Origin of the sequence: Dactylosporangium fulvum, assembly GCF_025137375.1 — a bacterium.
GTDB lineage: Bacteria > Actinomycetota > Actinomycetes > Mycobacteriales > Micromonosporaceae > Dactylosporangium > Dactylosporangium fulvum.
On record NZ_CP073720.1, the window covers coordinates 4,563,252 to 4,586,597 of the forward strand.

The 23,346-nt window shown below is 69.8% G+C and carries 20 protein-coding genes and 1 CRISPR repeat array; of the genes, 16 read left to right on the top strand and 4 right to left on the bottom strand.

The window, feature by feature from the left end; translation table 11 throughout:
- The first annotated feature begins 33 nt into the window (after positions 1–33).
- The 10 genes from Dfulv_RS21500 (at position 34) to Dfulv_RS21545 (ending at position 13,610) form a co-directional block, all read left to right on the top strand.
- Positions 34–2,157: a UvrD-helicase domain-containing protein gene (locus Dfulv_RS21500; RefSeq protein WP_259866074.1), complete on the top strand. Its 2,124-nt coding sequence runs from the start codon at positions 34–36 to the stop codon at positions 2,155–2,157.
- Complete coding sequence (gene cas3 / locus Dfulv_RS21505; protein WP_259866077.1) at positions 2,154–4,976, top strand: CRISPR-associated helicase Cas3'; 2,823 nt, start codon at positions 2,154–2,156, stop codon at positions 4,974–4,976. The genes Dfulv_RS21500 and cas3 overlap by 4 nt, the downstream gene beginning before the upstream one ends.
- Positions 4,897–6,663, top strand: a complete 1,767-nt coding sequence (casA, locus tag Dfulv_RS21510; RefSeq protein WP_259866079.1) for a type I-E CRISPR-associated protein Cse1/CasA — start codon at positions 4,897–4,899, stop codon at positions 6,661–6,663. Before cas3 ends, casA begins: the two co-directional genes overlap by 80 nt.
- Positions 6,660–7,301: a type I-E CRISPR-associated protein Cse2/CasB gene (gene casB / locus Dfulv_RS21515; protein WP_259866081.1), complete on the top strand. Its 642-nt coding sequence runs from the start codon at positions 6,660–6,662 to the stop codon at positions 7,299–7,301. The genes casA and casB overlap by 4 nt, the downstream gene beginning before the upstream one ends.
- On the top strand, positions 7,298–8,422 hold the full coding sequence (gene cas7e / locus Dfulv_RS21520) for a type I-E CRISPR-associated protein Cas7/Cse4/CasC (protein ID WP_259866083.1): 1,125 nt from the start codon (positions 7,298–7,300) through the stop codon (positions 8,420–8,422). The genes casB and cas7e overlap by 4 nt, the downstream gene beginning before the upstream one ends.
- Positions 8,419–9,120, top strand: coding sequence for a type I-E CRISPR-associated protein Cas5/CasD (cas5e, locus tag Dfulv_RS21525; RefSeq protein WP_259866085.1), 702 nt, complete (start codon positions 8,419–8,421; stop codon positions 9,118–9,120). Before cas7e ends, cas5e begins: the two co-directional genes overlap by 4 nt.
- 2 nt (positions 9,121–9,122) lie before the next feature.
- The gene (gene cas6e, locus Dfulv_RS21530; RefSeq protein WP_259866087.1) at positions 9,123–9,788 is read left to right on the top strand and encodes a type I-E CRISPR-associated protein Cas6/Cse3/CasE; all 666 of its coding nucleotides are present in this window, start codon (positions 9,123–9,125) and stop codon (positions 9,786–9,788) included.
- Positions 9,789–9,792: 4 nt separating this feature from the next.
- Complete coding sequence (gene cas1e / locus Dfulv_RS21535) at positions 9,793–10,740, top strand: type I-E CRISPR-associated endonuclease Cas1e (protein ID WP_259866089.1); 948 nt, start codon at positions 9,793–9,795, stop codon at positions 10,738–10,740.
- On the top strand, positions 10,740–11,117 hold the full coding sequence (gene cas2e / locus Dfulv_RS21540; protein WP_259866091.1) for a type I-E CRISPR-associated endoribonuclease Cas2e: 378 nt from the start codon (positions 10,740–10,742) through the stop codon (positions 11,115–11,117). Before cas1e ends, cas2e begins: the two co-directional genes overlap by 1 nt.
- Before the next feature lie 44 nt (positions 11,118–11,161).
- Positions 11,162–12,653: direct repeats of the CRISPR family, unit length 28 nt; unit sequence GTGCTCCCCGCGCACGCGGGGATGGTCC.
- Positions 12,654–13,322: 669 nt separating this feature from the next.
- Positions 13,323–13,610, top strand: a complete 288-nt coding sequence (locus tag Dfulv_RS21545) for a hypothetical protein (protein ID WP_259866093.1) — start codon at positions 13,323–13,325, stop codon at positions 13,608–13,610.
- A 360-nt stretch (positions 13,611–13,970) separates the two neighbouring features.
- Here the strand turns inward: Dfulv_RS21545 and Dfulv_RS21550 are convergent, their stop codons facing one another.
- Complete coding sequence (locus Dfulv_RS21550; RefSeq protein WP_259866095.1) at positions 13,971–14,324, bottom strand: hypothetical protein; 354 nt, start codon at positions 14,322–14,324, stop codon at positions 13,971–13,973.
- A 491-nt stretch (positions 14,325–14,815) separates the two neighbouring features.
- The gene (locus Dfulv_RS21555) at positions 14,816–15,691 is read right to left on the bottom strand and encodes an alpha/beta fold hydrolase (protein ID WP_259866097.1); all 876 of its coding nucleotides are present in this window, start codon (positions 15,689–15,691) and stop codon (positions 14,816–14,818) included.
- 85 nt (positions 15,692–15,776) lie between these two features.
- Between Dfulv_RS21555 and Dfulv_RS21560 the strand changes: the two genes are divergently transcribed.
- The gene (locus tag Dfulv_RS21560; protein ID WP_259866099.1) at positions 15,777–16,343 is read left to right on the top strand and encodes a CGNR zinc finger domain-containing protein; all 567 of its coding nucleotides are present in this window, start codon (positions 15,777–15,779) and stop codon (positions 16,341–16,343) included.
- A 321-nt stretch (positions 16,344–16,664) separates the two neighbouring features.
- Here Dfulv_RS21560 and Dfulv_RS21570 read toward each other — a convergent pair whose 3' ends face one another.
- Together Dfulv_RS21570 and Dfulv_RS21575 are read right to left on the bottom strand one after the other, a co-directional pair.
- Positions 16,665–17,510 carry a sulfurtransferase gene (locus Dfulv_RS21570; protein ID WP_259866101.1) on the bottom strand — a complete coding sequence of 282 codons (846 nt, stop codon included), beginning with the start codon at positions 17,508–17,510 and terminating at the stop codon, positions 16,665–16,667.
- Positions 17,511–17,520: 10 nt separating this feature from the next.
- Entirely contained in the window at positions 17,521–17,751 is a 231-nt protein-coding gene (locus tag Dfulv_RS21575) for a hypothetical protein (protein WP_259866103.1), read from the bottom strand.
- A gap of 309 nt (positions 17,752–18,060) precedes the next feature.
- On the opposite strand from Dfulv_RS21575, the gene Dfulv_RS21580 reads away from it, so the two are divergent.
- The 5 genes from Dfulv_RS21580 to Dfulv_RS21600 are packed head-to-tail and all read left to right on the top strand — an operon-like array spanning position 18,061 to position 23,256.
- Complete coding sequence (locus Dfulv_RS21580; protein WP_259866105.1) at positions 18,061–19,104, top strand: ABC transporter substrate-binding protein; 1,044 nt, start codon at positions 18,061–18,063, stop codon at positions 19,102–19,104.
- The gene (locus Dfulv_RS21585; protein ID WP_259866106.1) at positions 19,101–19,943 is read left to right on the top strand and encodes an ABC transporter ATP-binding protein; all 843 of its coding nucleotides are present in this window, start codon (positions 19,101–19,103) and stop codon (positions 19,941–19,943) included. Before Dfulv_RS21580 ends, Dfulv_RS21585 begins: the two co-directional genes overlap by 4 nt.
- 7 nt (positions 19,944–19,950) lie before the next feature.
- Positions 19,951–20,856, top strand: a complete 906-nt coding sequence (locus Dfulv_RS21590) for an ABC transporter permease (RefSeq protein ID WP_259866108.1) — start codon at positions 19,951–19,953, stop codon at positions 20,854–20,856.
- A gap of 41 nt (positions 20,857–20,897) precedes the next feature.
- Positions 20,898–21,959, top strand: coding sequence for an LLM class flavin-dependent oxidoreductase (locus tag Dfulv_RS21595; RefSeq protein WP_259866110.1), 1,062 nt, complete (start codon positions 20,898–20,900; stop codon positions 21,957–21,959).
- Positions 21,960–21,975: 16 nt separating this feature from the next.
- Positions 21,976–23,256, top strand: coding sequence for an NtaA/DmoA family FMN-dependent monooxygenase (locus Dfulv_RS21600; protein ID WP_259866112.1), 1,281 nt, complete (start codon positions 21,976–21,978; stop codon positions 23,254–23,256).
- The last annotated feature ends 90 nt before the right edge of the window (positions 23,257–23,346 follow it).

The window sequence follows — 23,346 nt, forward strand, 5'->3', positions numbered from 1 at the left end:
CACGCCGGGAAGCTGGAGACGGGAGGAGATGGCATGGCCGAGCTGGCCATCGATCGGGAGTTTCTGCGCCACTATGCCAAGTTGCCCCGCCCGGTGCAGCGTGCGGTTGACGCAGCGATCGGCAAGTTCGCCGAGCACACCCACGCCGGCCTGCACCTGGAGAAGCTGACCGGCGCGCGCGACCCCAACGTGCGGACCATCAGAGTTTCGGACTTCTGGCGCGGGATCGTCGTGGCGCTCGGCGGCACCAGATACCTGCTGAAGGACGTGCTGCCGCACGACGACGCCAATGCCTACGCGGTGAGCCGGATCTTCTCGGTCAACCAGGCCCTGGGCATCCTGGAGGTCCGCGACCAGGAGGGCATCGACGAGTTCGCGCGGGCACTGCCAGCCGAGCCGCCCGCTGAGGGACTGCTCGACCACGTGCCCAACGCCGACCTGCGCCGGCTCGGCGTCAACCCCGTTGTCTTTCCGCTGCTGCCGCGGATCAACTCCGACGAGCAGCTGGAGAGCCTGTGCCAACTGCTGCCGGAGGCGCAGCGCACCGCCCTGACCGGACTGGCCGCCGGGATGTCCCCGGACGAGGTCATGCAGGAGGTGGTCGGGCAGATCCTCGCCGGCGAGGACCCCGGCGAGGTGGACACCCACGATCTGGCAGCGGCCGCCCGCCGAACGCCGGACCGCATCGCATTCGTCTCCGGCCCGATCGAGCTGGCCGCGATCCTGGCCCGCCCCTTCGACCTCTGGCGCACCTTCCTGCATCCGACCCAGCGTGATGTGGCCTACCGCGAGGTCTACAGCGGCCCGGCGTTGGTCACCGGTAGCGCCGGCACCGGAAAGACGGTCACCGGCCTGCACCGGGCTGTCTTCCTCGCCGGAAGGTTGCCGGACGACGGCTCGAAGGTGCTGCTCACCACGTTCACCCGGGCGCTTGCCGAGGCGCTCGGCCGGCAGCTGTACAGGCTCACCGACAAGCCGGCGGTCCGCTCCCGCATCGACGTGATCAGTATCGACAAGCTGGCGTACGAGATCGTCGCCCGTGACCGGAGGAAAGTCACCGTCGCCGACGACGAGGTCCTCAACCCGTTGTGGGAAACGGCCGCCGCGGCCGGACCGACATACCAGAACCGGGCCGGCCGGGTCACCAGGTTCAGCGGTGCCTTCCTGCGACGGGAATGGGAACAGGTGGTGCTCGCACAGCGGGTGACCAGTGTTGACGCATATCGGGAAGCCGGGCGCGCCGGTCGCGGTGCGGGACTGCGGGCAGAACAACGCGACCAGGTGTGGGCCGCGATCGAAGGCGTCGCCGGCCAGCTGAACAAGCGAGGCCTGCGCACCCACACCCAGCTCGCCGACGAGGCCGCCGAGATCGTCCGGCGATCGCCCGCACCGTACCGGCATGTGGTGGTGGACGAGGGGCAGGATCTGCACCCGGCCCAGTGGCGGCTGCTGCGCGCCCTTGTCGCTCCCGGACCCAACGACCTGTTCCTGCTCGCCGACCCGTACCAGCGCATCTATGACAACCAGGTGTCGCTGGCCCAGCTCGGCATCCAGGTGCGTGGCCGGACCCGCCGGTTGACCGTCAACTACAGGACCACGCACGAGATCCTGGACCTGTCGGTGCGGGTCCTCAACGGCGACCCGGTCACCGGTCTGGACGGTGAGCACGACACGTTGCGCGGGTACCGCTCGGTCACGCGAGGCGGTGTCCCCGAGGTGGCCGCACACGCCGATCGGAATCTCGAGCTCGACGCGTTGATCGAGCGGGTGGGCACCTGGTTGGACCAGGGCGTCGAGCCGCACGCGATCGGCATCGCCGTCCGTACCGGAAACCTCGTCAAGACCATCAGTCGGACGCTGGGCGAGGCCCACATCGACGTGGCCGACGACCGGCGCGGTGCCGACGGAGTGCGGGTGGCCACCATGCACCGGATGAAGGGCCTGGAGTTCCAGTGCCTGGCCGTGGTCGGGCTGGACGCCGGGGTCCTGCCCGCACCGAACGCGGTGACGTCCGCGGCCGAGGATCCACACGCACACCGCCAGGACCTGCAGCGCGAGCGCTGCCTGCTGTTCGTCGCGCTGACCCGGGCCCGCGACGTGCTGTACCTGTCGCACAGTGGCACACCCAGCACGCTCCTGCCTGAGACGCCGAAATGAGCAGCGACGGGCCACGACTGGGGGAGGCGGCCCGGTCCGTGTGGGGCAAGACCGACCGCAAGGGCACGTCACCGGTCGGCTGGCTGCCGCTGTGGCGGCACCTCGCCGACTCCGCCGACGTCGCCGGCCGGCTCTGGGACGACTGGCTCAGCCCGGCGGTGCGCCGGCTTGTCGCCGACGAACTGCCCGGCGGCGACACAGACGGCCGAACACTCGCGGTCTGGCTGGCCGGGGTGCACGACATCGGCAAGGCCACCCCGGCCTTCGCCATCCAAGCTCCGGCGCTTGCCGAGCGGATGCGTGAGCGCGGCCTCGGGTACCGCTCCGGGCAGATCAACGCCGATCGGCGTCTCGCACCGCACGCCACCGCAGGCCACCATGTGCTCGCCGATTGGCTGCAACGGCAGGGTTGGGAGGACCCGCACCCGTACGCCGTCGTGGTCGGCGGCCACCACGGCGTGCCGCCCACCGACGAGCAGCTGCGGGACGTGCGGATGCGTCCGTACCTGTGCGGCGACGCCGCGTGGGAAGAAGTGCAGCGGGAGCTGCTGACCTGGATGACCGAGCGGTCCGCGGCCGGTGACCGGCTGGCCCAGTGGCGGGACGCGCCGCTGTCGCAGCCGGCCCAGGCAGCCCTCACCGGCCTGGTCATCGTCGCCGACTGGATCGCCAGCAACGAGGACTTCTTCCCGTACGTCCTGGACAGCGCCGACGCCGACCGGCTGCGCGTGGGCTGGGAACTGTTGGACCTGCCGCTGCCTTGGCTGCCGGCCGCACCACCCGATGGCGTGGACGGGCTCTTCGCCGCACGGTTCGACCTGCCAGCGGGAGCGACACCACGTCCGGCGCAGCGCACTGTCGCGGAACTGGCCGCGGCAATGCCGGCACCCGGAATGATGATCGTCGAGGCCGCCATGGGCGAGGGCAAGACCGAGGCGGCGCTTGCCGCGGTGGAGATCCTGGCCCGGCGTACCAATGCGTCCGGCTGCTATCTGGCCCTGCCCACCCGAGCCACCAGCGACGCCATGTTCGGCCGGATGCTGTCCTGGCTGCGCAGGCTGCCGGACGCTCAGATCGGTCGCGGTGACCGGGAGGTTCGGCTCGCGCACGGCAAGGCGGCCCTCAACCCCGAGTACGACCAGCTCCGTTTCACGTCGCTGCCCAGCGGCATCGCCGAGGACGCCGGCGGCACCGACATCGGGGTCCACGCCTGGCTGGCCGGCCGCAAGCGCACAATGCTGTCCAGCTTCGTGGTCGGCACCATCGACCAGCTGCTGTTCGCCGCGCTGCGCGGCAAACACCTGGCGCTGCGCCACCTCGGCCTGGCCGGCAAGGTCGTCGTCATCGACGAGGCCCACGCGTACGACGTGTTCATGGGACGCTTCCTGGACCGGGCGTTGCAGTGGCTCGGCGGGTACGGCGTGCCCGTGGTGGTGCTCTCCGCGACACTGCCCGCGCACCGCCGGGCACAGCTGATGGAGGCGTACGACCGGGGCCGGCTCGGCCCGCCGCCCCCGCTCACTTGGCGCGACCGGGGCAAGCCGCGCACCGACCCGTACGCCGCGCTCCGCACCGACCTGCGGTACCCGCTGGTGACCGTGTCCAGCGAGCAGCGCGGCGCCACCGCGACCACCTGCGCCGACTCCGGCCGTGGCGTCGAGGTCCGGCTGCGCCGCCTGGACGACGACGTGCCGGTGTTGGCCGAACTGCTTCGCGAGCAGCTGTCCGGCGGCGGTTGCGCGCTGGTGGTCCGCAACACCGTGGCACGCGTCCAGGAGACGGCCGCAGCACTGCGCGCCATGCTCGGCCCGGACATCCCGGTGTCGGTGACGCACTCCCGGTTCATGGCCGTCGACCGAGCCGCGAAGGACCGCTGGCTGCGAGAGACGTTCGGGCCACCCGGCAGCGCCAACCGCCCGCAGCGGCACATCGTCGTGGCCAGCCAGGTCGCCGAGCAGTCCCTCGACATCGACTTCGACCTGCTCGTCACCGACCTGGCCCCGGTCGACCTCGTGCTGCAACGCATCGGCCGGCTGCACCGCCACCCGCGCGCCGACCGCCCGGCCCGGCTCGCCACCGCGACCTGCTGGCTCACCGGAGCCGACTGGAACGAGGAACCACCCCAGCCGGTGCCGGGATCGCGCCGCGTCTACCAGACCGCCACCCTGCTCCGCAGCGCCGCGGTACTGCTGCCGCACCTCGACGGCGCACCGCTGCGGCTGCCGGCCGACATCGCGCCGCTCACCCAGGCCGCCTACGGCGACACGCCGGTCGGCCCGGCGGCCTGGCAGCCGACGATGGCCGAGGCGGAAGCGCGGCGGCAGGACGAACAGGCCGCCAAGGAACAGAAAGCAAACGCGTTCCTGCTGGCCGAACCGGGCGAGACGTCGCTGATCGGCTGGCTCACCGGCGGCGTCGGTGACGCAGACGACCGCACAGCCCAAGGCCACGTCCGCGACACCGACGCCGAATCGCTGGAGGTCCTGCTACTCGTTCGGACCTCTGAAGGGCTCGTTGTCCCGCCATGGATCGACGGGGGTGGAGCGCTCGTGCCCACCGGCAGTGCCCCCGGCTGGCCACTGCAACGTCTGATCGCCCGTTGCACGCTGCCCCTGCCCCGGATGATGACCGACCCCGAGGCGATCGACGACGTCATCGCCGAGCTGGAGGGGCGGATCGATCTGCGGGCCTGGCAGGACAGTCCCTGGCTGTCCGGCGAACTCGTCCTTGACGTTGACGGTGACGGCCGAGCCGATGTGGCTGGCTTCAGCCTGCACTACGACCCGGACGAAGGACTGCGCGTTGCTCGTGCCGCCTGAGTCCACTTCGATCGCAAAGAGAGGTGATGCCGTGACCGGCGCACCGTACCAATCCGGGTTCTCGCTGGTGGATGAGGCGTGGGTTCCGGTGCTGGACGCCGCTGGGCAACGGCGCGACGTGTCGCTGCTGGACCTGTTCGAGCAGGCGGGCAACATTCGCATGATCGCCGGTGAGCTGCCCACACAGACGTTCGCGATCCTGCGGTTGGCGCTGGCGATCCTGCACCGCGCCACCGACGGCCCGCCCGGCGAAGCCGCCTGGCAGGCGCTATGGCGGGATCGACGGCCATTGCTGCCGGACGTCCCCGACTACCTCGGCGAATTCCGCGAACGGTTCGACCTGCTCCACCCGGACCACCCGTTTTACCAGGTCGCCGACCTGCGTGCGGCGAAGGACAACACGTACGGGCTGGAGCGGCTGATCGCCGACGTGCCCAACGGCATGCCGTTCCTGACGAGTCGCGCCGGGCCGGGGATGGAGTCGATCTCGCCGGCCGAGGCGGCCCGCTGGCTGGTGCACTGTCAGGCGTTCGACCCGTCCGGCATCAAGACCGGCGCGGTCGGTGACAGCCGGGTCAAGAACGGCAAGGGCTATCCCATGGGAGTCGCCTCGGTCGGTGCACTGGGTGGCGTTCATCTGGAGGGCGCCAACCTGCGCGAGACGTTGCTGCTCAACCTGATTCCGGTCGCGCCGGGCTGGCGGCTTGCCGACGACCGGGATCTCCCGGCATGGGAGCGGAAGCCGCAGTCCGCCGTCGAGGAGCCCGACGCAACCCGTGGCCCGTATGGTCTGCTCGGCCTGTACACCTGGCAGTCCCGTCGGATCCGGCTGTTCGGCGATCGCGACGGCATCACCGGCGCCATGATCTCCAATGGCGACTCCCTCGAGTGGCAGGATCGGCACCAGTTGGAGCCGATGAGTGTGTGGGGCCGCAGCGGGCCCAGGGAGAAGCAACAGAAGCGAACCCCGATCTACCTTCCCCGACCGCACGACCACACGCGGGCGCTCTGGCGTGGACTCCAGACGTTGCTTCCGCCGTTACCGCCTGGCAACGAACCACCGCAGCGGCTCTCGCCCCTGGTGCTGCAGTGGTTGGCCCGGCTCACCGTCACCGGCGTTGTGGGACAGGACTTCCAGGTGCGCCCGCGTGCGACCAGCATTGCTTACGGCACCCAGCAGGCAGTCGTCGACGAGGTATTCGGTGACGGACTCACGATGAATGTGCTGCTGCTGGTCGAGGGATCGCCGCTGCGTACCACCGCCGTGGATGCCGCCGCCGACGCCGAGGCCGCGGTCAGGGTGCTCAGCCAGCTCGCCAACAACCTGGTCCGCGCCGCCGGTGGCGACGCCGACAGCGGCGCGGGCAGCCGGGCGGCCGAGCGCGGGTACTCCCAACTGGACCGCCTCTTCCGGGACTGGCTGGCACGGCTGGGCCCGGACAGTGATCCGGCTGCCGAGCGTGCGTCATGGCAGCGACTGGTGCGACAGGCCATCGCGCGCCTTGGCCGCGAGCTGGTCCAGTCGGCCGGCCCGGCCGCCTGGGTGGGCCGTCTGGTTGAGGACCGCAACGGCAAGCAGGTGCATTACTCCAGTTACCAGGCCGAAGCGTGGTTTCGAACCGGGCTGGCCAAGGCGCTGCCGCTGGCCTTCGACCGCACGGAGCAGAAGCAGGAGGTTTCACAATGACCACGGTCGCAACGGATCAGGCACGCAAGGCCTCACCGGGACGCCGTCGGGACGGTCTGGGCAATCACGTCGCTCGGATCGTCGGCGCCCTGCAGGTGCAGGTGTTGCGTGACCCGCCCCGGCCGGAGGCGGTGAGCGCACTGGCCCGGCTGCGCCGTGGCATCGGCCGTGACCCCGGCTTCGACTACACCCTGGAGAGCTATCTGTGGGTTCCGGATGAGCTGCTGGGTCGCCGGCCGGCCAACGACGCTGAGGCCGCGGACACCGAACATGCGGTGCACGACTCGATCACCCTGTATGCGTTGCACCAGCAGTCCCGCCGGGAACCAATGCACGTCGACGGGCAAGGACTGGGCCAGGCCATAGCTCGGCTGGTGCACGCCGTCGACGGGCCGGACGGGGTGCGGCGGCGCTTCGCCGCGCTCGGTACCGCCAGCAGCTACCCGGAAGGGATCTATCACCTGCGCAGCCTCGTCACCATGCTGCGTGAACACCAGATCCCCCTCGACTACGGCCTGCTTGCCGACGACCTGCGACTCCTTCGTCAGCCCGCGAAACGCGCGACCGTACAGGCCATCTGGGGCCGCGAGTTCTTCCGTAGCCGCCCCGCCGACACTTCAGAGGAGAGCCCCGCATGAACCGCACCATCATCGACGTGTACGTGCTGCAGACCGTGCCCCCGAGCAACCTCAACCGGGACGACACCGGCTCGCCGAAGACCGCAATGTACGGCGGCGTGCGCCGCGCCAGAGTGTCCAGCCAGGCCTGGAAACGCGCCGTCCGGCTGGCCTTCGCCGACCTGCTGGACAGCTCCCAGCTCGGCGAGCGGACCAAGCGGGTGGGCGAGGCGCTCGCAGCCCGGATCAAGGCGCTCGACCCGATCCTCACCGGCGAGGCAGCGTCCGCCCTGGCCGCCGAGGCATTCGTCGCCTCCGGTCTGGCGAAGGCCGAGAAGAAGAAGGGCGAGGCGAAGGACGTCGAATCCGGCTACCTGCTGTTTCTCAGCCGCCGGCAGCTGGACAACATCGCCGCCGCCGCGCTGGAGGCGTCACGCAGCGGCACCGCTCTGGACAAGGCGCGGTTCAAGGCGCTGGCGAACACCGAGCATTCGGTGGACATCGCCATGTTCGGCCGGATGGTGGCCGACATGACCGACATCAACGTCGACGCCGCCTGCCAGGTCGCGCACGCCATCAGCGTGCACGCCGTCGACAACGAGTTCGACTACTTCACCGCCGTCGACGACCGCAAGCAAGACGCCGCGGAGGCCGGTGCGGGCATGATCGGTACCGTCGAATTCAACTCCTCCACCCTGTACCGATACGCCACAGTCGACGTGGACGCGCTGCACCACACCCTCGGCGACGCGGCAGCCACCCGGGCCGCAGTGGAAGCCTTCCTGACCGCATTCGCCCGCAGCGTGCCGACCGGCAAGCAGAACACCTTCGCCCACCGGACCCTGCCCGACGCGGTACTGGTGCGGGTCCGTGACACGCAGCCGATCAACCTGGTCGGCGCGTTCGAGACTCCGATCCGAGAGACCGACTCCTCCGGCCGGGTCCGGCTCGCTGCGGCCGTCCTGGCCAAGCACACGCTCGACGTCGAGAGCGCCTACGGTGAGCGGCCAGTCGGCAGCTGGGTCACCCACGTCGGCGAGCGGACCGCGGCGCTGGCCGACCTCGGCAAGGCGGTGAGCTTCAGTGAGCTCGTCACCGGGGTGGGGGAGCAGGTCACCGCGGCGCTCGGCCAGCCGGCATGAGCGTCCTGGTGCTGCGGCTGGCCGCCCCGCTGCAGTCATGGGGCTCGTCCAGCCGGTTCGCCCACCGCGGCACCGAGGTCGCGCCGACCAAGAGCGGCGTGATCGGGCTGCTCGCCGCGGCCAAGGGCATCCGCCGCACCGAACCCCTGACCGAACTCCTCGGGCTCGAATTCGGGGTGCGGCTCGACCAGCCCGGGCACGTCCTGCGGGACTTTCAGACCGCGCGAACGCTGGACGGGCGCGACAGCGCCCCCTTGACGTATCGCTTCTACCTGGCCGATGCGGCCTTCCTCGCCGTGGTCGGCGGCGACCGGAACCTGCTGACCGGCCTGGCGGAGGCGCTGCGCCGGCCGCGGTTCCCGCTGTACCTCGGCCGCCGGTCCTGCCCACCAGTCGGTCAGGTCTGCCTCGGTGTGCACGACGACACCCTCGACGACACGCTGACCACATGGCCGTGGGCCGCCGCCGACTGGCACCGCCGCAAAGCCGCGCGGTCCGTCCGGCTGGAGTTCATCCGGGATGCCCGACCGGGCGAGCCAGCCGCCGAGACGATGCACGACGAACCAGTCAGCTTCGATCCGGCGCATCGCCAGCACACCTGGCGGGCGGTCCATCGCGGGTATGTGAACGTCGACAACGACCTCGCCGAACGTGCCGGTGTCACCGAGCACGACCCGCTGAGCCTGCTGGGAGGCTGAGGATGTACCTCACCCGGTTCACCATCGACCCGGCCCGCCGCGGTGCGCGGAAGCTGCTCGCCTCACCACAGGCCATGCACGCCGCGGTCCGGGCCGCCTTCGCCGCACCCGAGGACCACGACCGGCCCGGCGCCCGAACCCTGTGGCGGCTGGACACCGCTGCGGACGGTGCCGTCCAGCTCTACATCGTCAGCCCTGGACAGCCCGACCTCGCCCACCTGGTCGATCAGGCCGGCCGGGCAGCGGCCGAGGCCTGGACGACCCGCCCCTACGACGGGCTGCTGGCGTCACTGCACCCCGGCCAGCGGTGGGCATTCCGGCTCACCGCCAACCCGACCCACAGCGGACGGAAGACCCCCGAGTCGAAGGACACGCAACGCTTCGGCCGTCTGCGGGTCGAGGAACAGGCGCAGTGGCTGGTCGACCGGTCTGCCCGATGCGGCTTCACTGTCGCGGCACAGCAGGACGGCGAACCCAACCTGATGCTGCACCGCCGCCAGACGATGACGTTCAAACGTGGTGCCCATGCGGTCACCCTCACCACGGTGACCTACGACGGCGTGCTGGACGTCATCGACGCCGATGCCTTCCGTCAGGCCCTGAGTCTCGGTATCGGGCACGCCAAGGCGTACGGCTGCGGCCTGCTGACGATCGCCCCGGCACGTTGAGACTGTGAAGATCCCCGGAGTGCCGCCGGCCGAGCTGCCCGATCTCACCCGCGCCGAGGACCGGATCAGTTTTCTCTACCTGGAACGCTGCGTCATCCACCGAGACAGCAACGCGCTCACCGCTACCGACGACCGGGGAGTCGTCCACATCCCCGCCGCCTCCGTAGGAGTGCTGCTGCTCGGACCCGGCACCAGCGTCACCCACCAAGCTATCGCCCTGCTCGCCGACCACGGCGCCACCGCCATCTGGGTCGGCGAGCGGGGCGTGCGCTACTACGCCCACGGCCGGTCGCTGGCATCATCAAGCCGGCTGCTCATCGCCCAGGCGGCGGCAGTCAGCCATCGTGGTCGCCGGTTGGCCGTGGCCCGCACCATGTACGCGATACGCTTCCCCGGCGAGGACACCGCCAACCTCACCATGCAGCAACTCCGTGGCAAGGAAGGCGCTAGGGTCCGCCGCATCTACCGGGAGCACGCCGCACGGACCGGGGTGGCGTGGAACCAGCGCCAGTACGATCGGGAGGACTTCGAGTCCGGCGACCTCATCAACCAGACGCTGTCCGCCGCGCATGCCTGCCTGTATGGCATCGTGCACGCCGTTATCGTCGCGCTCGGCGCCGCCCCCGGACTAGGCTTCGTCCACACTGGACATGAGCGTGCCTTCGTGTACGATATCGCGGACCTCTACAAGGCCGACATCACCATTCCGGTCGCATTCGACGTCGCGGCCAGTGACCCCACCGACATCAGCGCCGACACCCGCCGCGCGGTGCGGGACAGGGTGCACGACGGCGCGATCCTCACCCGGTGCGTGCGCGACATCCGAATGCTGCTGCTCCAGCCACAACCTACGGGAGAGATCGAGGAAGAGGAGTCCCTAGGCTTGTGGGACGACAACGGCTTCGAGGTGGCCGCGGGCCGCAACTACGCTGACGAGGACGTTGACTTCTGATGACAGTCATCATCCTCACGGCCTGCCCACCCGGGCTGCGGGGCCACCTCACCCAATGGCTGCTGGAGATTTCCGCCGGTGTGTACGTCGGACACATCAGCTCACGAGTGCGAAGCCGGCTATGGGCACGAGTGCAGGATATGGCCGGCCCAGGACGTGCACTGATGGTGTTTCAGATAGGCGGCGAGCAACGACTCTCCTTCAAGGTGCACGACCATCATTGGACGCCGGTAGACCTGGACGGGATAACGTTGATGCGCCGCCCCGCCGAACCCGTGTTCAACGCAGCGATGCCAGCGGGCTGGAGCAAGGCGGCACGCCGCCGTCGGTTCGGTCGTAGAGCTAGGCCTGCACAGCCGACGACGGAGAGCGAGTGAATAAAATCTGGTATCTGGATCTTCATTGCCCCAGGTGAACAAGTGTGCTCCCCGCGCACGCGGGGATGGTCCGTGGCCGGGGAGTAAGCGCGACTGACTGTGCGAGTGCTCCCCGCGCACGCGGGGATGGTCCCTCTTCTTCGAGGACCATGAACGCCCCTTCCTCGTGCTCCCCGCGCACGCGGGGATGGTCCCATCGTCGCGGTCGCGCGGAAGTTCGACGAGCAGTGCTCCCCGCGCACGCGGGGATGGTCCGAATGGGTTCGCGTTCAGCGGGGCGGTGAGGCTGTGCTCCCCGCGCACGCGGGGATGGTCCGCGGGTGAGCACCTGCAGCGTGGTCGGGGCCGTGTGCTCCCCGCGCACGCGGGGATGGTCCCGCGCGCTGCCGGTCCGCCTCCTGCCGTAGTCGGTGCTCCCCGCGCACGCGGGGATGGTCCGGAGGAGCGGCGGGCGGCCGACCGCCCTGGGATGTGCTCCCCGCGCACGCGGGGATGGTCCTCGTCACCGCCCTCGCCGACCGCACCCGCCACCGTGCTCCCCGCGCACGCGGGGATGGTCCGGCAGCGCCGTTGCTCAGGGCCGCTCAGGACGCGTGCTCCCCGCGCACGCGGGGATGGTCCCGCCCGGCACAGCGGCGCGAAGTCGTGTATCCCGTGCTCCCCGCGCACGCGGGGATGGTCCACACAGAGCGCGTCCTGGTGGACCGGTCCGCGTGTGCTCCCCGCGCACGCGGGGATGGTCCGCTACCGCGTACCGTGAGGCGTTGAGTGGTCGCGTGCTCCCCGCGCACGCGGGGATGGTCCCTAGTCCGTTCGGTCGAGGGTGAGTCCTTGCACGTGCTCCCCGCGCACGCGGGGATGGTCCTTCACCCTGTCACCCGTGTTCGCGTCGATGGCCGTGCTCCCCGCGCACGCGGGGATGGTCCGGAGGGCGGAGAACAGTCATCAGGGGTGCTGCTGTGCTCCCCGCGCACGCGGGGATGGTCCCTCCATGCTCACACCCTCCGGGGCAGAGGGAGCGTGCTCCCCGCGCACGCGGGGATGGCCCGTACACGCCCGCCGGCGTGCTGCAGATCCTGGAGTGCTCCCCGCGCACGCGGGGATGGTCCCCAACGTGATTTCGACGTACGCAAACACAAACCGTGCTCCCCGCGCACGCGGGGATGGTCCCTCCATGCTCACACCCTCCGGGGCAGAGGGAGCGTGCTCCCCGCGCACGCGGGGATGGTCCCGTGTGCCGGAACAGATGCGGGTGGATGTCGATGTGCTCCCCGCGCACGCGGGGATGGTCCTGAGCAACGGAGCATGCACCAGAGACAACATGCGTGCTCCCCGCGCACGCGGGGATGGTCCGGCCCAGTCCTTCCGTGGCCAGATCTTCCGCTCGTGCTCCCCGCGCACGCGGGGATGGTCCCGTGACGAGGCCATGGCGGCACTGGTGAAGAAGGTGCTCCCCGCGCACGCGGGGATGGTCCGAACTTCATCAGCACCGGCAGCGCGATGATCGAGTGTTCCCCGCGCAGGCGGGGGTGGTCCCGGGCGGTGGGATGGTCGTCGAAGCGGCGGTGGTGCACCCCGCGCTTTCGAGGATGGTACGTACGCCGACAGGCCGCGCCGCCGCCAGGACCAGTGGTTCCCGCGCGGGATGATCCCGAGTCCCACATAGACCCGGTCGACTCCCGACGCAGGCTCGCTGCCATGCGGTTTCGGTCCAGTGTGGAGCCTTCCTTGCGTGATGCTCGGCCCATGCGAGCACGGATGTGTCGATCGAGTCCGTGACGGACCGGGTCGGCTCTTCAGGTGCGTTCCCGGCGGTGTCGGCCATCGGATGCCCATTTCATGGTGGGCTGTGCGGCTGTGGCGGTGACAGCTACGTGCGTACCGACGGCTGGCGCGTACGGTCGGCGGCATAGAAAGATGTACATTGAGGCTTGAGGTTCTTCGGGTGATTGTCGGTTACGCTGACCCGACAACAGGCGATTGTGGAGTGTGTTCGGGATGGCGTTGTCAGAGCTTGCCGCAGTAGAGGCGGCGTATCAGGTGTTGCATCCGCTGGATGCGGCTGGCCGTCGGCGGGCGTTGCAGTGGTTGTCCGACGCGTTGAGCGCGGAAGGGCCGCTGCCAGAGTCCGCGCCCGGGACTGCCGGGTCGACAGGGCGGGCTGGCGGGGAGCGTGGTCCGAAACGCGCACCCGCTACCAGGTCGGTGTCGACCCGTGCCTCCCGAGGACGCGCCAGCGCCGAGGCCGCGGCGGCGGAGACTCCGGCGGGCCGTCCTCGGCGGGTCCGGGCCGCCAAACAGGCCGCCGCGCCGGCGGAGAGCCGGGATCGGGCGTACCGGCGGATGCCACCCGCCGAGGATGTCATGGCCGCCTACCGGCAAGTCGGCAGCGTCAGTGGACTCGCTGATCATTTCAACGTTCCCCGGTACACCGTGCAGGGCTGGGCCCGGCAGTTGCGCAAGCAGGGCCACGCCATCGGCCGGGTCAGCTGAACCACGCCACAAGCTGGAGCGGTCGATGGTCTGCGAGTAGGTGAATCATTCAACACCCATCGCCCGCATCGTTCGCTGAGCCAGCCGCGCCGCTGCGTGGCCTTCTGGGTGCGCCCTCGGCGCTCGCGAGTCCGATGCGAGCGTCGCGGGCGCCATGTCGGCCGGGCTGTGGGTGCCCGGGCTGGGTGCCGCCGCAGGTCGTCGTGGGCGAGGTGGGCCGCGCCTTGCCCGGCGCCACCGTGCACCGCATCTCTCGATCTCCAGGCGGCTGGCGCACCGCCTCACACAGCGCCGCCGACACCGACGGATGACGCGAGCCCCTGGCCGGCGCTGCCGCCGGCCGGGGGTTCCCCGACGAAGTCAGGCGTGCGGGACCACCGTGCCGCTCGACGCGTCGATGACCTTCCGGTCGTCGATCGGCCGGGACAGGGTGTGCGACGCCTCGGCGTGCACGCCGATGTCCACGTTGTCGCCCGTGTCGATGCGGACCCACACGGTCACCACGATCCGGTCGTCGTGCTCCTCGAAACGGGTGCGGGTGATCCGGTCACCGATGCCGAGGGTCAGGTTGACCGTGATCCGGGTGTCCTGCGGCCCGCCCCGATACGACACGACCTGGCTCTTGACGTCGAAGGGGGACCACCAGTGGTACCCCGTGCACGCGACGGCGACCAGCAGGAGCGCCGCGACGGCGATGATCACTCGTTTGCGCATGCGTTCCTCCTCAAACCGCTGTCGATCGGGCGTCAGCCGAGGCGCAGCAAGCCCCGCAGACCGTAGTAGGCCAGATAAATGTCGGTGACACCACCACTGCACGGGATCAGCGAAGTGCCGCCGCCCCAGCTCCAGATGCCCTTCGCGGCGACGCCACTCAGGGTGACAGTGATTTCTGTTGGCGCGCGTCCTGTCGTAGCCGAGTTGAGTCCGTCCGCTCACCGGCAGGCCGAAGTCGGCGGGCCGTTCGGCAACCTTGACTCTGAACGCAGTCTCTAGGGCCTCGTCTTGGGGGCCGAGATCATCTTGCCTGGACTCGGCGTGGTCACCGTCCAAGGCATGCTCAATGAGGTCTGCTACGAGCTCGGCGAGTTCCGGCAATCCGAAGTACCGCATCGCGTCCCTGGCTCGTTCCAGACGGAAGGGCTCGTTCACCTCGACAGTGAAGCCCAAGCCGCCACCCATCGCCGAGTTGTAGACACGCAGCAGTGCTAGTTCCATACGCGGTCGAGGAAGTTGGCGATGAGCGGGGCGATCTGCGGGAGGTGGGTTTCGAGGGCGAAGTGGCCGGTGTCGAACAGGTGCAGTTCGGCGTCAGGCACGTCGCGTAGGTAGGCGCGGGCGCCGGGCTCGGGGAAGAACGGGTCGTTGCTGCCCCAGGTGATGAGGGTGGGCGGGGTGTGCTTGCGCAGCCAGGCTTGCCAGCGGTCGTAACGCTCGACGTTGGAATGGTAGTCGAACGCCAACGCCACCTGGGCTTCCTTGCGGCCGGGCAGGTCGAGGAAGTGCTGGTCGAGGGTCCACCCGTCGGGCGGGATCAGGCCGGGGTCGGTGACGCCGGTCTCGTACTGGCCGCGGGTGCCGGCCAGGGTCAGCAGGTCGCGGATGGTTGCTTCGCCGCCGGGCGTCTCGGGGCGCAGGGCGATGAAGTCCCGGGCGCCGTCCGACAGGCCTTCGGTGTAGGCGTTGCCGTTCTGCACGACCAGGCCCGCGACCCACGCGGGGTGCCGCTCGGCGAGCCGGAAGCCGACCGGGGCGCCGAAGTCGAAGACGTACATCACGAACCGGTCGAGGCCGAGCCGTTGGACGAAGCCTTCGGTGAGGTCGGCGAGCCGATCAAAGGAGTACGTGAAGCCGTCGGGCGCCTGAGTGTGGCCGAAGCCGGGATAGTCCGGGGCGATCAGCCGGTAGCGGGCACCGAGGACGTCGATGAGGCGGCGGAACTGGTGGGAGGCGGACGGGAAGCCGTGCAACAGCAGCAGCACGGGCGCGTCGGGACGGTCGGGGAGTGACTCGCGGTAGAAGACGCGGACGCCGTCGACGTCCAGGTGGCGGTGGACGGTGGAGGCGATCGGAGAAATCGGCATCTCTAATGCCTTTCATTCGTGGAGATACGTTAGGTGTAGCGATCGCTGACCTAATGTGTCAACTCCGTGAGGTAGCATTAGCAGAATGAGCGATTTCGTCCCCCTGACCGGGGAGCTGCTAGCGCTCGACCTGGTCAACACGCGCCCGAGCGGCGCCGACCTGCTGGCCACCCCCGCCGACCTGCGCGCATGGCTGAACCTGCAGGCCGACCGGTTCCCGCAGGCGCGGCAGTTCGCCGCCGTCGAACTCACCGGCGCCGACCTGGCCGCCGTGCAACAAGTCCGCGAGCGCACGGCCCGCGTCCTCGAGCATGCCCGCCACCGCACCCGGCCGCCGGTCGGCGACCTGGAGGCCCTCAACCGGGCCCAGCGCGCCGCGCCCGCCATCAACGAGCTGGCCTGGAACGGTGACGTGGTCACCGCCGTCCGCAGCCGCACCGGCCCACCCGGAGCGCGGCTGGCGGCCTGGCTCGCCGAAGCCGCTGCCGAGCTGATCGCCGATTCGGCGGTCGTCAACGTCCGCCAATGCGAGGCCGACGACTGCGTGATGCTGTTCCTGCCCGCCCACCCGCGCCGCCGCTGGTGCTCTGCGGCCCGCTGCGGCAATCGCGTCCGCGTGGCACGCCACTACCAACGCAACAAACCCACCTGAGCGCCCGTCCTCGGGTGCGCGTCAGCTGACCGGCCATCAGCCGGACCATTGCGATCGTAATGAAGTCTTCGGCGTGCGCGGCAGTGCGTTCGTAGCCGTGGGTCTGCTCCATCACCCACCGGCGGTTCTTCCCGCGAGCATTGAAGGCCACGCCCGGTGGGGTGGTCACCGATGCGTCTGTCTCCCCGGCCGTGCTCGACGAGCTCGTGCCCTCGCCGGCCACACCTTCACTCGGAACATCCGCCGCGGCCGTTACGAACTCGGCGTTGACGTCCCGCCCACCCTGCGGGTCGTCGCGGCGTTCACCGCTCGAGGAGAAACTCAGCCGGGTTCGGTGCCGGTGGCGACCGGTCGGGTGGGGTCGGCGCTCCACTGGGTCCACGAGCCCGGGTAGAGCGCGGCCGGGATTCCGAGCCGGTGCAGCACGAGGATGCCGGTGGTCGCGCCGACCCCGCCGCCGCAGTACAGACCGAGCGGGGCGATGCCGTCGACTCCGTGCCCGGCGTAGAGGGCGCGCAGGCTCTCGTCGTTGCGGAGCAGGCCGTCCTCGTCGAGGTTGTCGGAGTACGGCACGCTCACCGCGCCCGGGATGTGGCCCTGGCCGGGCTGTTCCGCGTCACCCAGGTATGCCTCGCGGGGCCGGGCGTCCAGGAGCAGCCCGGAGCGGGCCAGCGCCCCGGCTTCGTCCGCGTCGATGGTCGGCAGCGAACCCGTACGCACCTGGAACGTCCCGCCGCCCGGAGCCGGCTCGTCGGTGGTGAGCTCTCCGCCGGCGGCCGTCCAGGCGTCCAGGCCGCCGTCGAGATACCGGACGTCCGGCACGCCCGCCCAGGTCAGCACCCACCAGGCGCGGGTGGCCGGCGGGGCGGCCCCGCGGGTGTAGACGACGACGGTCGACGACGGGTGGATGCCCCAGCCGGTCACCGCCGCCTGGATCTGGTCGTCGGTCGGCAACGGGTTCTTGCCCGATTCCGGCGTGCGGACGCCAGCGAGTTGCGTGGAGTGCTCGACGTAGTGCGCCCCGGGCAAATGCCCGGCCTCATATTCGTGCCGTAGTCCGCGGTCGGCGTCGCGGCGGATGTCGAGCAGTACGACGTCGGCGCCGGAGTCGAGCAGCGTTCTCAGCGCGGTGGCAGAAATGACAGCGTCGGGACGGGTGGTGGTCACGCGGATCCTTTCAAGAGGTGCCTGCGGAGGGCGTCGCGGGCGGTACGCGCGACAGGTCGCGGCCGCAGATGGTGATTGTGGGGGAGCCGGCGAAGCCGAGCCGGGCGAGCGCATATGGGCGGTGGTTGGCGGTGAACCCGACGACCGTCGCTGCGCTGGCCCGCGGATCGACGGTGAGGTCGCCACCGTCGGCGCGAGGCAGGGCGAATGACGCGACGACGTCTCCGACTGCGTACGTCATGGCCCTCCGTCCTGAAGACTGGTATTCCTATCGGCTTGATTGACAATAGCAGGCAGGACGGCACACACTTGATCACGTGGGGCGGGGGACCACTGCTGCTGACGCGCGAACTAGGCGTCGATCTGCGGCGGGTCTGTAGCGCACGCTGTTAGCGCCACGCCGCCGCTGTCGACGACCTCGTCGCGCCGTTGTGTCGCATCGCACCGTCTCACACACATTGTCTGGCGCCGGTCCATCGTCGATCGGGCTTCCGCAAGCCCTCCGATTCCGACAATTCCTATTTGCTAGTCCATAATGGAGGTACCTCTCGTGTCCAGTTTCCCGCGGCTGGCCGCCGCCTTAGCGTCCGTGCTTCTCGCGTCGACGCTCGCCGCGTGCGGGGAGGAGGCGCCGTCGGCTTCGTCCGGTGCGCTCGACCCCGCCAACCCGGTCAAGATAACCGTGGCCGACGCGGGGTACGCCAACGCCCTGGAAATCGCCAAGGCGAAGGGGTACTTCTCGAAGTACGGCCTCGACCCCAAGCTCACCCAGACCCAGAGCGGTGTGGCCACCCTCGCCGCACTGCAGGGTGGCAGCCTCGACATCGGCTATGCGGATTTCTACGCAGGCATCAACGCGCTCGGCAACGGCTTCGACATCCAGCTCGTCGCGAACAACAACACCAACCTGACGAGCCTGCCGTTCCTGGTGAAATCCGGCGGTCCGGTGAAGACCGCGGCCGACCTCGCCGGCAAGAAGGTCGGTGTGTCGCCGGTGCCGCAGTTCATCGTGAACACCCGCGGCTTCCTTGAGGCCAACGGGGTCGATTCGAACAGGGTGACCTTCGTCATCATCCAGGACGCGACCGGTGCGCCGCAGGCCCTGGAGCGCGGCGACTACGACGTGTGGGCCGGGCACTGGACCGCGGCCTACTCCAACGACGGCAAGACCGGCTACAACTTCACCACCGTCGGGGACACCTCGACCAAGGCGTGGTCCAACCCCGACGCCACGACGGCCGCGTTCTGGACCACCGGCGACTACGCGCGCAAGCACCCCGAGATCGCCCACGCGTTCGCCAAGGCCCTGTATGAGTTCCACGCGTGGTGGAACGCCGTGTCACCGTCGGAGCAGGCGGATCTCGTGCAGCAGTACTACAAAATCGACTTCAAGAAGATCGCCGGCGGGGACGACGCCAAGCTGCGCAACCTGCTGCCGACCTACTACCAGACCGGCCCGATCAACCTGGACGCCACGCAGTCCTGGTACGAACTCGGCCTGAAGTACGCACCGGACAAGATTTCCAAGGGCGTGGACTGGAAGTCGCACGTCTTCGCCTCGGCGACCCGGTCCTCAGCGGGCGGTGCACCGTGACGAGCACGGAGAGTCTTGCCGTCGACCGTGACATGCGAGCCCATAGTGGACTGTCGGGCGACATCGTGTTGGCCGGCGCCGGCAAGGACTACGTCGCTCTCGACGGCAACGTGGTGCGCGCACTGCGTCCGGTGAGCCTGACTATCGACCGGGGCAGTTTCGTGTCGCTGGTCGGACGCTCAGGCTGCGGGAAGTCCACCTTCCTGCGGCTGGTCGCCGGGCTGGAGGCGGTGTCGTCCGGATCGATCCACATCGGAGCCGACCGGGTCGACGGGCCGCCCGACAGCGCACGCTACGTGTTCCAGAACTACAACGAGTCGCTGTTGCAGTGGCGGACGGTCGGGGACAACGTCCGGTTCGGACTCCGCCACCGGCACGGGCCGCGCCGGGCCCACAGCCGGGCCGAGGAGAACGAGATCATCAACGGCTACCTGGCCGAGGTCGGACTTGCCGGGCAGTTCAGCCGGTACCCGGGTGAACTGTCCGGGGGCATGCAGCAACGGGTGGCCATCGCGCGGGCGCTGGCCGCCTCCCCCCAGGTGCTGCTGCTCGACGAGCCGTTCAGTGCGGTCGACGCCCTGAGCCGGTCGAACCTGCAGGATCTGCTCCTACGGATCTGGCAGCAGCACGACCTCACCGTGCTGTTCGTCACCCACGACATCGAGGAGGCGCTGTTCCTGTCGCAGCGCGTCATCGTGCTCCACGAGGCCGGCGCCGGTATCGCCCGCGACGCCACAGTGGACATTCCCTATCCGCGCACGCAGGTCGACGTCCGGGAGGACCCGCGGTACCTGCGGCTTCGGCGCGAGGTGCTCGGCCTCGTGCTGGGCTCGGAGTGAGCCGCACATGGCTGACCTGACCGAAGCCCGGCCTCCGGGCGCGACAACCGGGGACCCGCAGACCACAGGCGCGCCGACGACCGTCCCGCCGAAAGCCGGGACCGGGCCGGCCGAGCGGCCGCCGGCGTCGATCCGGTTCGGCCGGTCGCTGCTGCGCTTCCTGCGTAGCCGGGTGTCCGGCTGGACCCTGGTCGCATTGGTCATCGTCGTCTGGCAGATTTCGTCGGAGATCCATTTCGACCCGACCATCTCCGCCCCCGACCGGATCGCCCAGACCTGGCTCCATGAGATCACCCAGGGCGAACTTCTGCCCGAACTGGGCCGCACGTTGCGTACCATGGCCATCGGTTTTGCGCTTGCGGTCCCGCTCGGCGTTGGCATCGGGTTCCTGATGGGCCGCTCCCGCATCGTGTGGGGCCTGCTGGAGCCGACGGTCGAGGTCCTGCGCCTGACGCCGACGACCGCCATCCTGCCGATCTTCGTGCTCTTCCTGGGCATCGGGGAGTCCATGAAGATCGCCGTCTTCCTGGCCGCCGGCATCTTCCCAATGATCATCAATTCGTACGCCGGCGCGCGCGGAGTGTCCAAAGTGCTCAACGAGACGGCGCAGACATACCGGTTGACGTGGTGGCAGACGCAGCGGGAGATCGCCCTCCCGTACGCCACGCCGTTCATCCTCGTCGGGATGCGCCAGTCGTTGGGCATCTCGCTGGTGCTGGCCGTGGTCGTCGGCATGCTTGCCGGCAACGACGGAATCGGGTTGTACATCCTCAACGCCCAGCAGACCTTCAACATCAACCAGTTGCTGGCCGCGGTGGTGACGGTGGCCTTCGTCGGTTACGTACTCAACTCGATCTTCCTCCTGGCCGAGCGCCGCACCACCCGCTGGCGCCGGGTCGCGATCGGCGAGTGACCCAACATGACCACCGTGGACTCTTGGAAAGGACAGCGCCTGTGACCGCCAAGCCGTTCCGCCTAGGCTTCTTCACCCACGCCAACACTGCTTCGCCGCCGGCCGAGGCGAACGAGGAACTCATCCGGCTGTTCGTCGGCGCCGAGGAGCTCGGCTACGACATCGGCTTCCTGGCCCAGCACCTGCTCGTGCGGCCCGAACTGGGTTCGGCTCCGTCGCCGCTGGTGTCGTTCGCCCCGGTCGCGGTCCACACCCACCGGATCGGCCTCGGCGTGGCCGTAGTCACGCTGCCCCTGACCGAGCCGCTGCAGCTCGCCCAGGACGCGTTGACCCTCGACGCCATCGCCGGCGGCCGGCTGCAGCTCGGACTGGGCACCGGCGCGGCGAACATTGACAAGTACGCTGCGTACGGGGTGGACGCGTCGGATCCGGGCAAGCTCTTCGACGACCACCTGGGCGTGCTGCTCGACGCGCTCAGCGGGCGGCCGCTGCGGGGCACCGACCAGCGCATCCACGCCGACGGAACCGGTCTGGCCCAGCGGCTGTGGCGTACCCCCGGCAGTCCGGAGTCGGCCCGGCGGGCCGCCCGGACCGGGCTTGGCGCGTTGTTCGGAACGGCCACATTGGACGCGAAGACCGTGCAGCGCCCCATTATCGACGCCTACCTCGACGAGTGGCGCACGGTCGGTCCGGTCGAGGCCCCGTCCGAGATCGCCCCGCTGCTGACCCCCCGGCTGGGTGGCATCCGCAACATCTACGCCGGCGCCTCGCGCGCCGGTGCCCTCGATGACCTGAACCGCTTCCTGGAAAGCTCCCGCAAGCGCATCGCCGACGTGCGGGGTGTCTCGGCCGACGACCTCACCCTCGACGACATCATCGCCGGGGTGAACCTCAAGACCGGCTCGGCCCAGGACGCGGCCGAGGGATTGCGCGCCGACGCCGCGCTGCTGCCGGAGGTCGACTACATCATCGCCGTCACCGGATTGCTGGAGGCGGTCGAGGTCGGCCGGGGCCACCGGCACACGGTCGATGTGGCCCTGCGGGGCCTTGAACGCATCGCCCGTGACACCGCGCCGCTGCTGGGCTGGACCCCTGCGACCTGAGACCGAAGGAGATCCCGTGACCGACCGACAACTCGTGCTCAACCTCTTCAGCCCGCCGTTCGAGGCGTGGCGGCAACCCGACGTCGACACCGGTCGCGCGTGGAGCATCGACGCGCTGGTGCGCCTCGCCCAGGACGCCGAGCGGGCGCTGTTCGACGCCATCTTCCTGGCCGACAGTCCCAGTCTCGGCGAGGGGTACACGACGCCGGAGCCGTTCACCGTCCTGTCCGTGATCGCCGCCCACACGACGTACCTCGGTTTGGCGCCGACGATCCTCACCACGTACTCCGAGCCGTACAACACCGCCCGGAAAATCGCGACGCTCGACCAGCTCACTGGCGGCCGCGTCGGCTGGAACGCGGTAACCGGGTCGCAGCCGTCGGTGGCGCCGAACTTCGGACCGACCGCGCACCCGGAGCACGCGCTGCGCTACGAACGCGGCGAGGAGTACATCGAAATCGTCAAGGCGCTCTGGGACAGCTGGGAGCCCGACGCCTTCGTCGCCGGGCCGTGGCCGACGGCGACCTTGGACCATGGCAAGATCCACCCAGTCCCCTTCCGGGGTAAGCACTTCCAGCTCGACGCGCTGTTCAACGTGCCGCGCTCGCCCCAGGGTCGCCCGGTCATCTTCCACGCGGGTTCCTCCGACACCGGCCGCGATCAAGGTGCCCGGCACGCCGACGCCATCTTCACCGCCCAGCCCACCATCGAGGCCGCCCGCGAGTTCTACCAGGACTTCAAGCGGCGGGTGGCGGGCTTCGGGCGCAACCCGGCCCACGCCCTCGTGCTGCCGGGCATCCTGCCCATCATCGGCAGCACCGAGGCGGAGGCGCAGGCCGCCCTGGACGCGTTCAACGCCAACGTCGACCTCGACCAGGCGATCGTCCGCCTGCACCACCAGATCGGGCTCGACGTACGCGGGCTCGACCTCGACGCGCCGATCCCCGCAGCGGTGTGGGACGCGGCCGGCCAGAGCTTCACCAGCCGCGCCGCCGTCATGCGGGCCGAGGCCGAACAGGGCGGCTACACCGCTCGTCAGGTCGTGCTGCGGGCGACCGCGGCGTTCGGGCACCACCTCATCGTGGGTACGCCCGAGCAGGTGGCCGACGACATTGAGCTGTGGTTCCGGACCGGCGCCGCCGATGGCTTCAACTACCGGATCCCGGGCGGACGCGAACCGCTCGAACAGTTCATCAACCACGTGCTGCCCCTGTTGCAGGGCAAGGGCATCTTTCGCAAGGAGTACACCGCGCGGACGCTCCGGGGGCATTACGGCCTGCCGGTGCCGCCGCGATGAGCGTCGGCCTGCCGCTGGGCACATGCGACTCCGCCCGCTTCACAACCGCAGGTTCGGGAAGTCCACGCTGATCGAGGCGTACGGACTGAA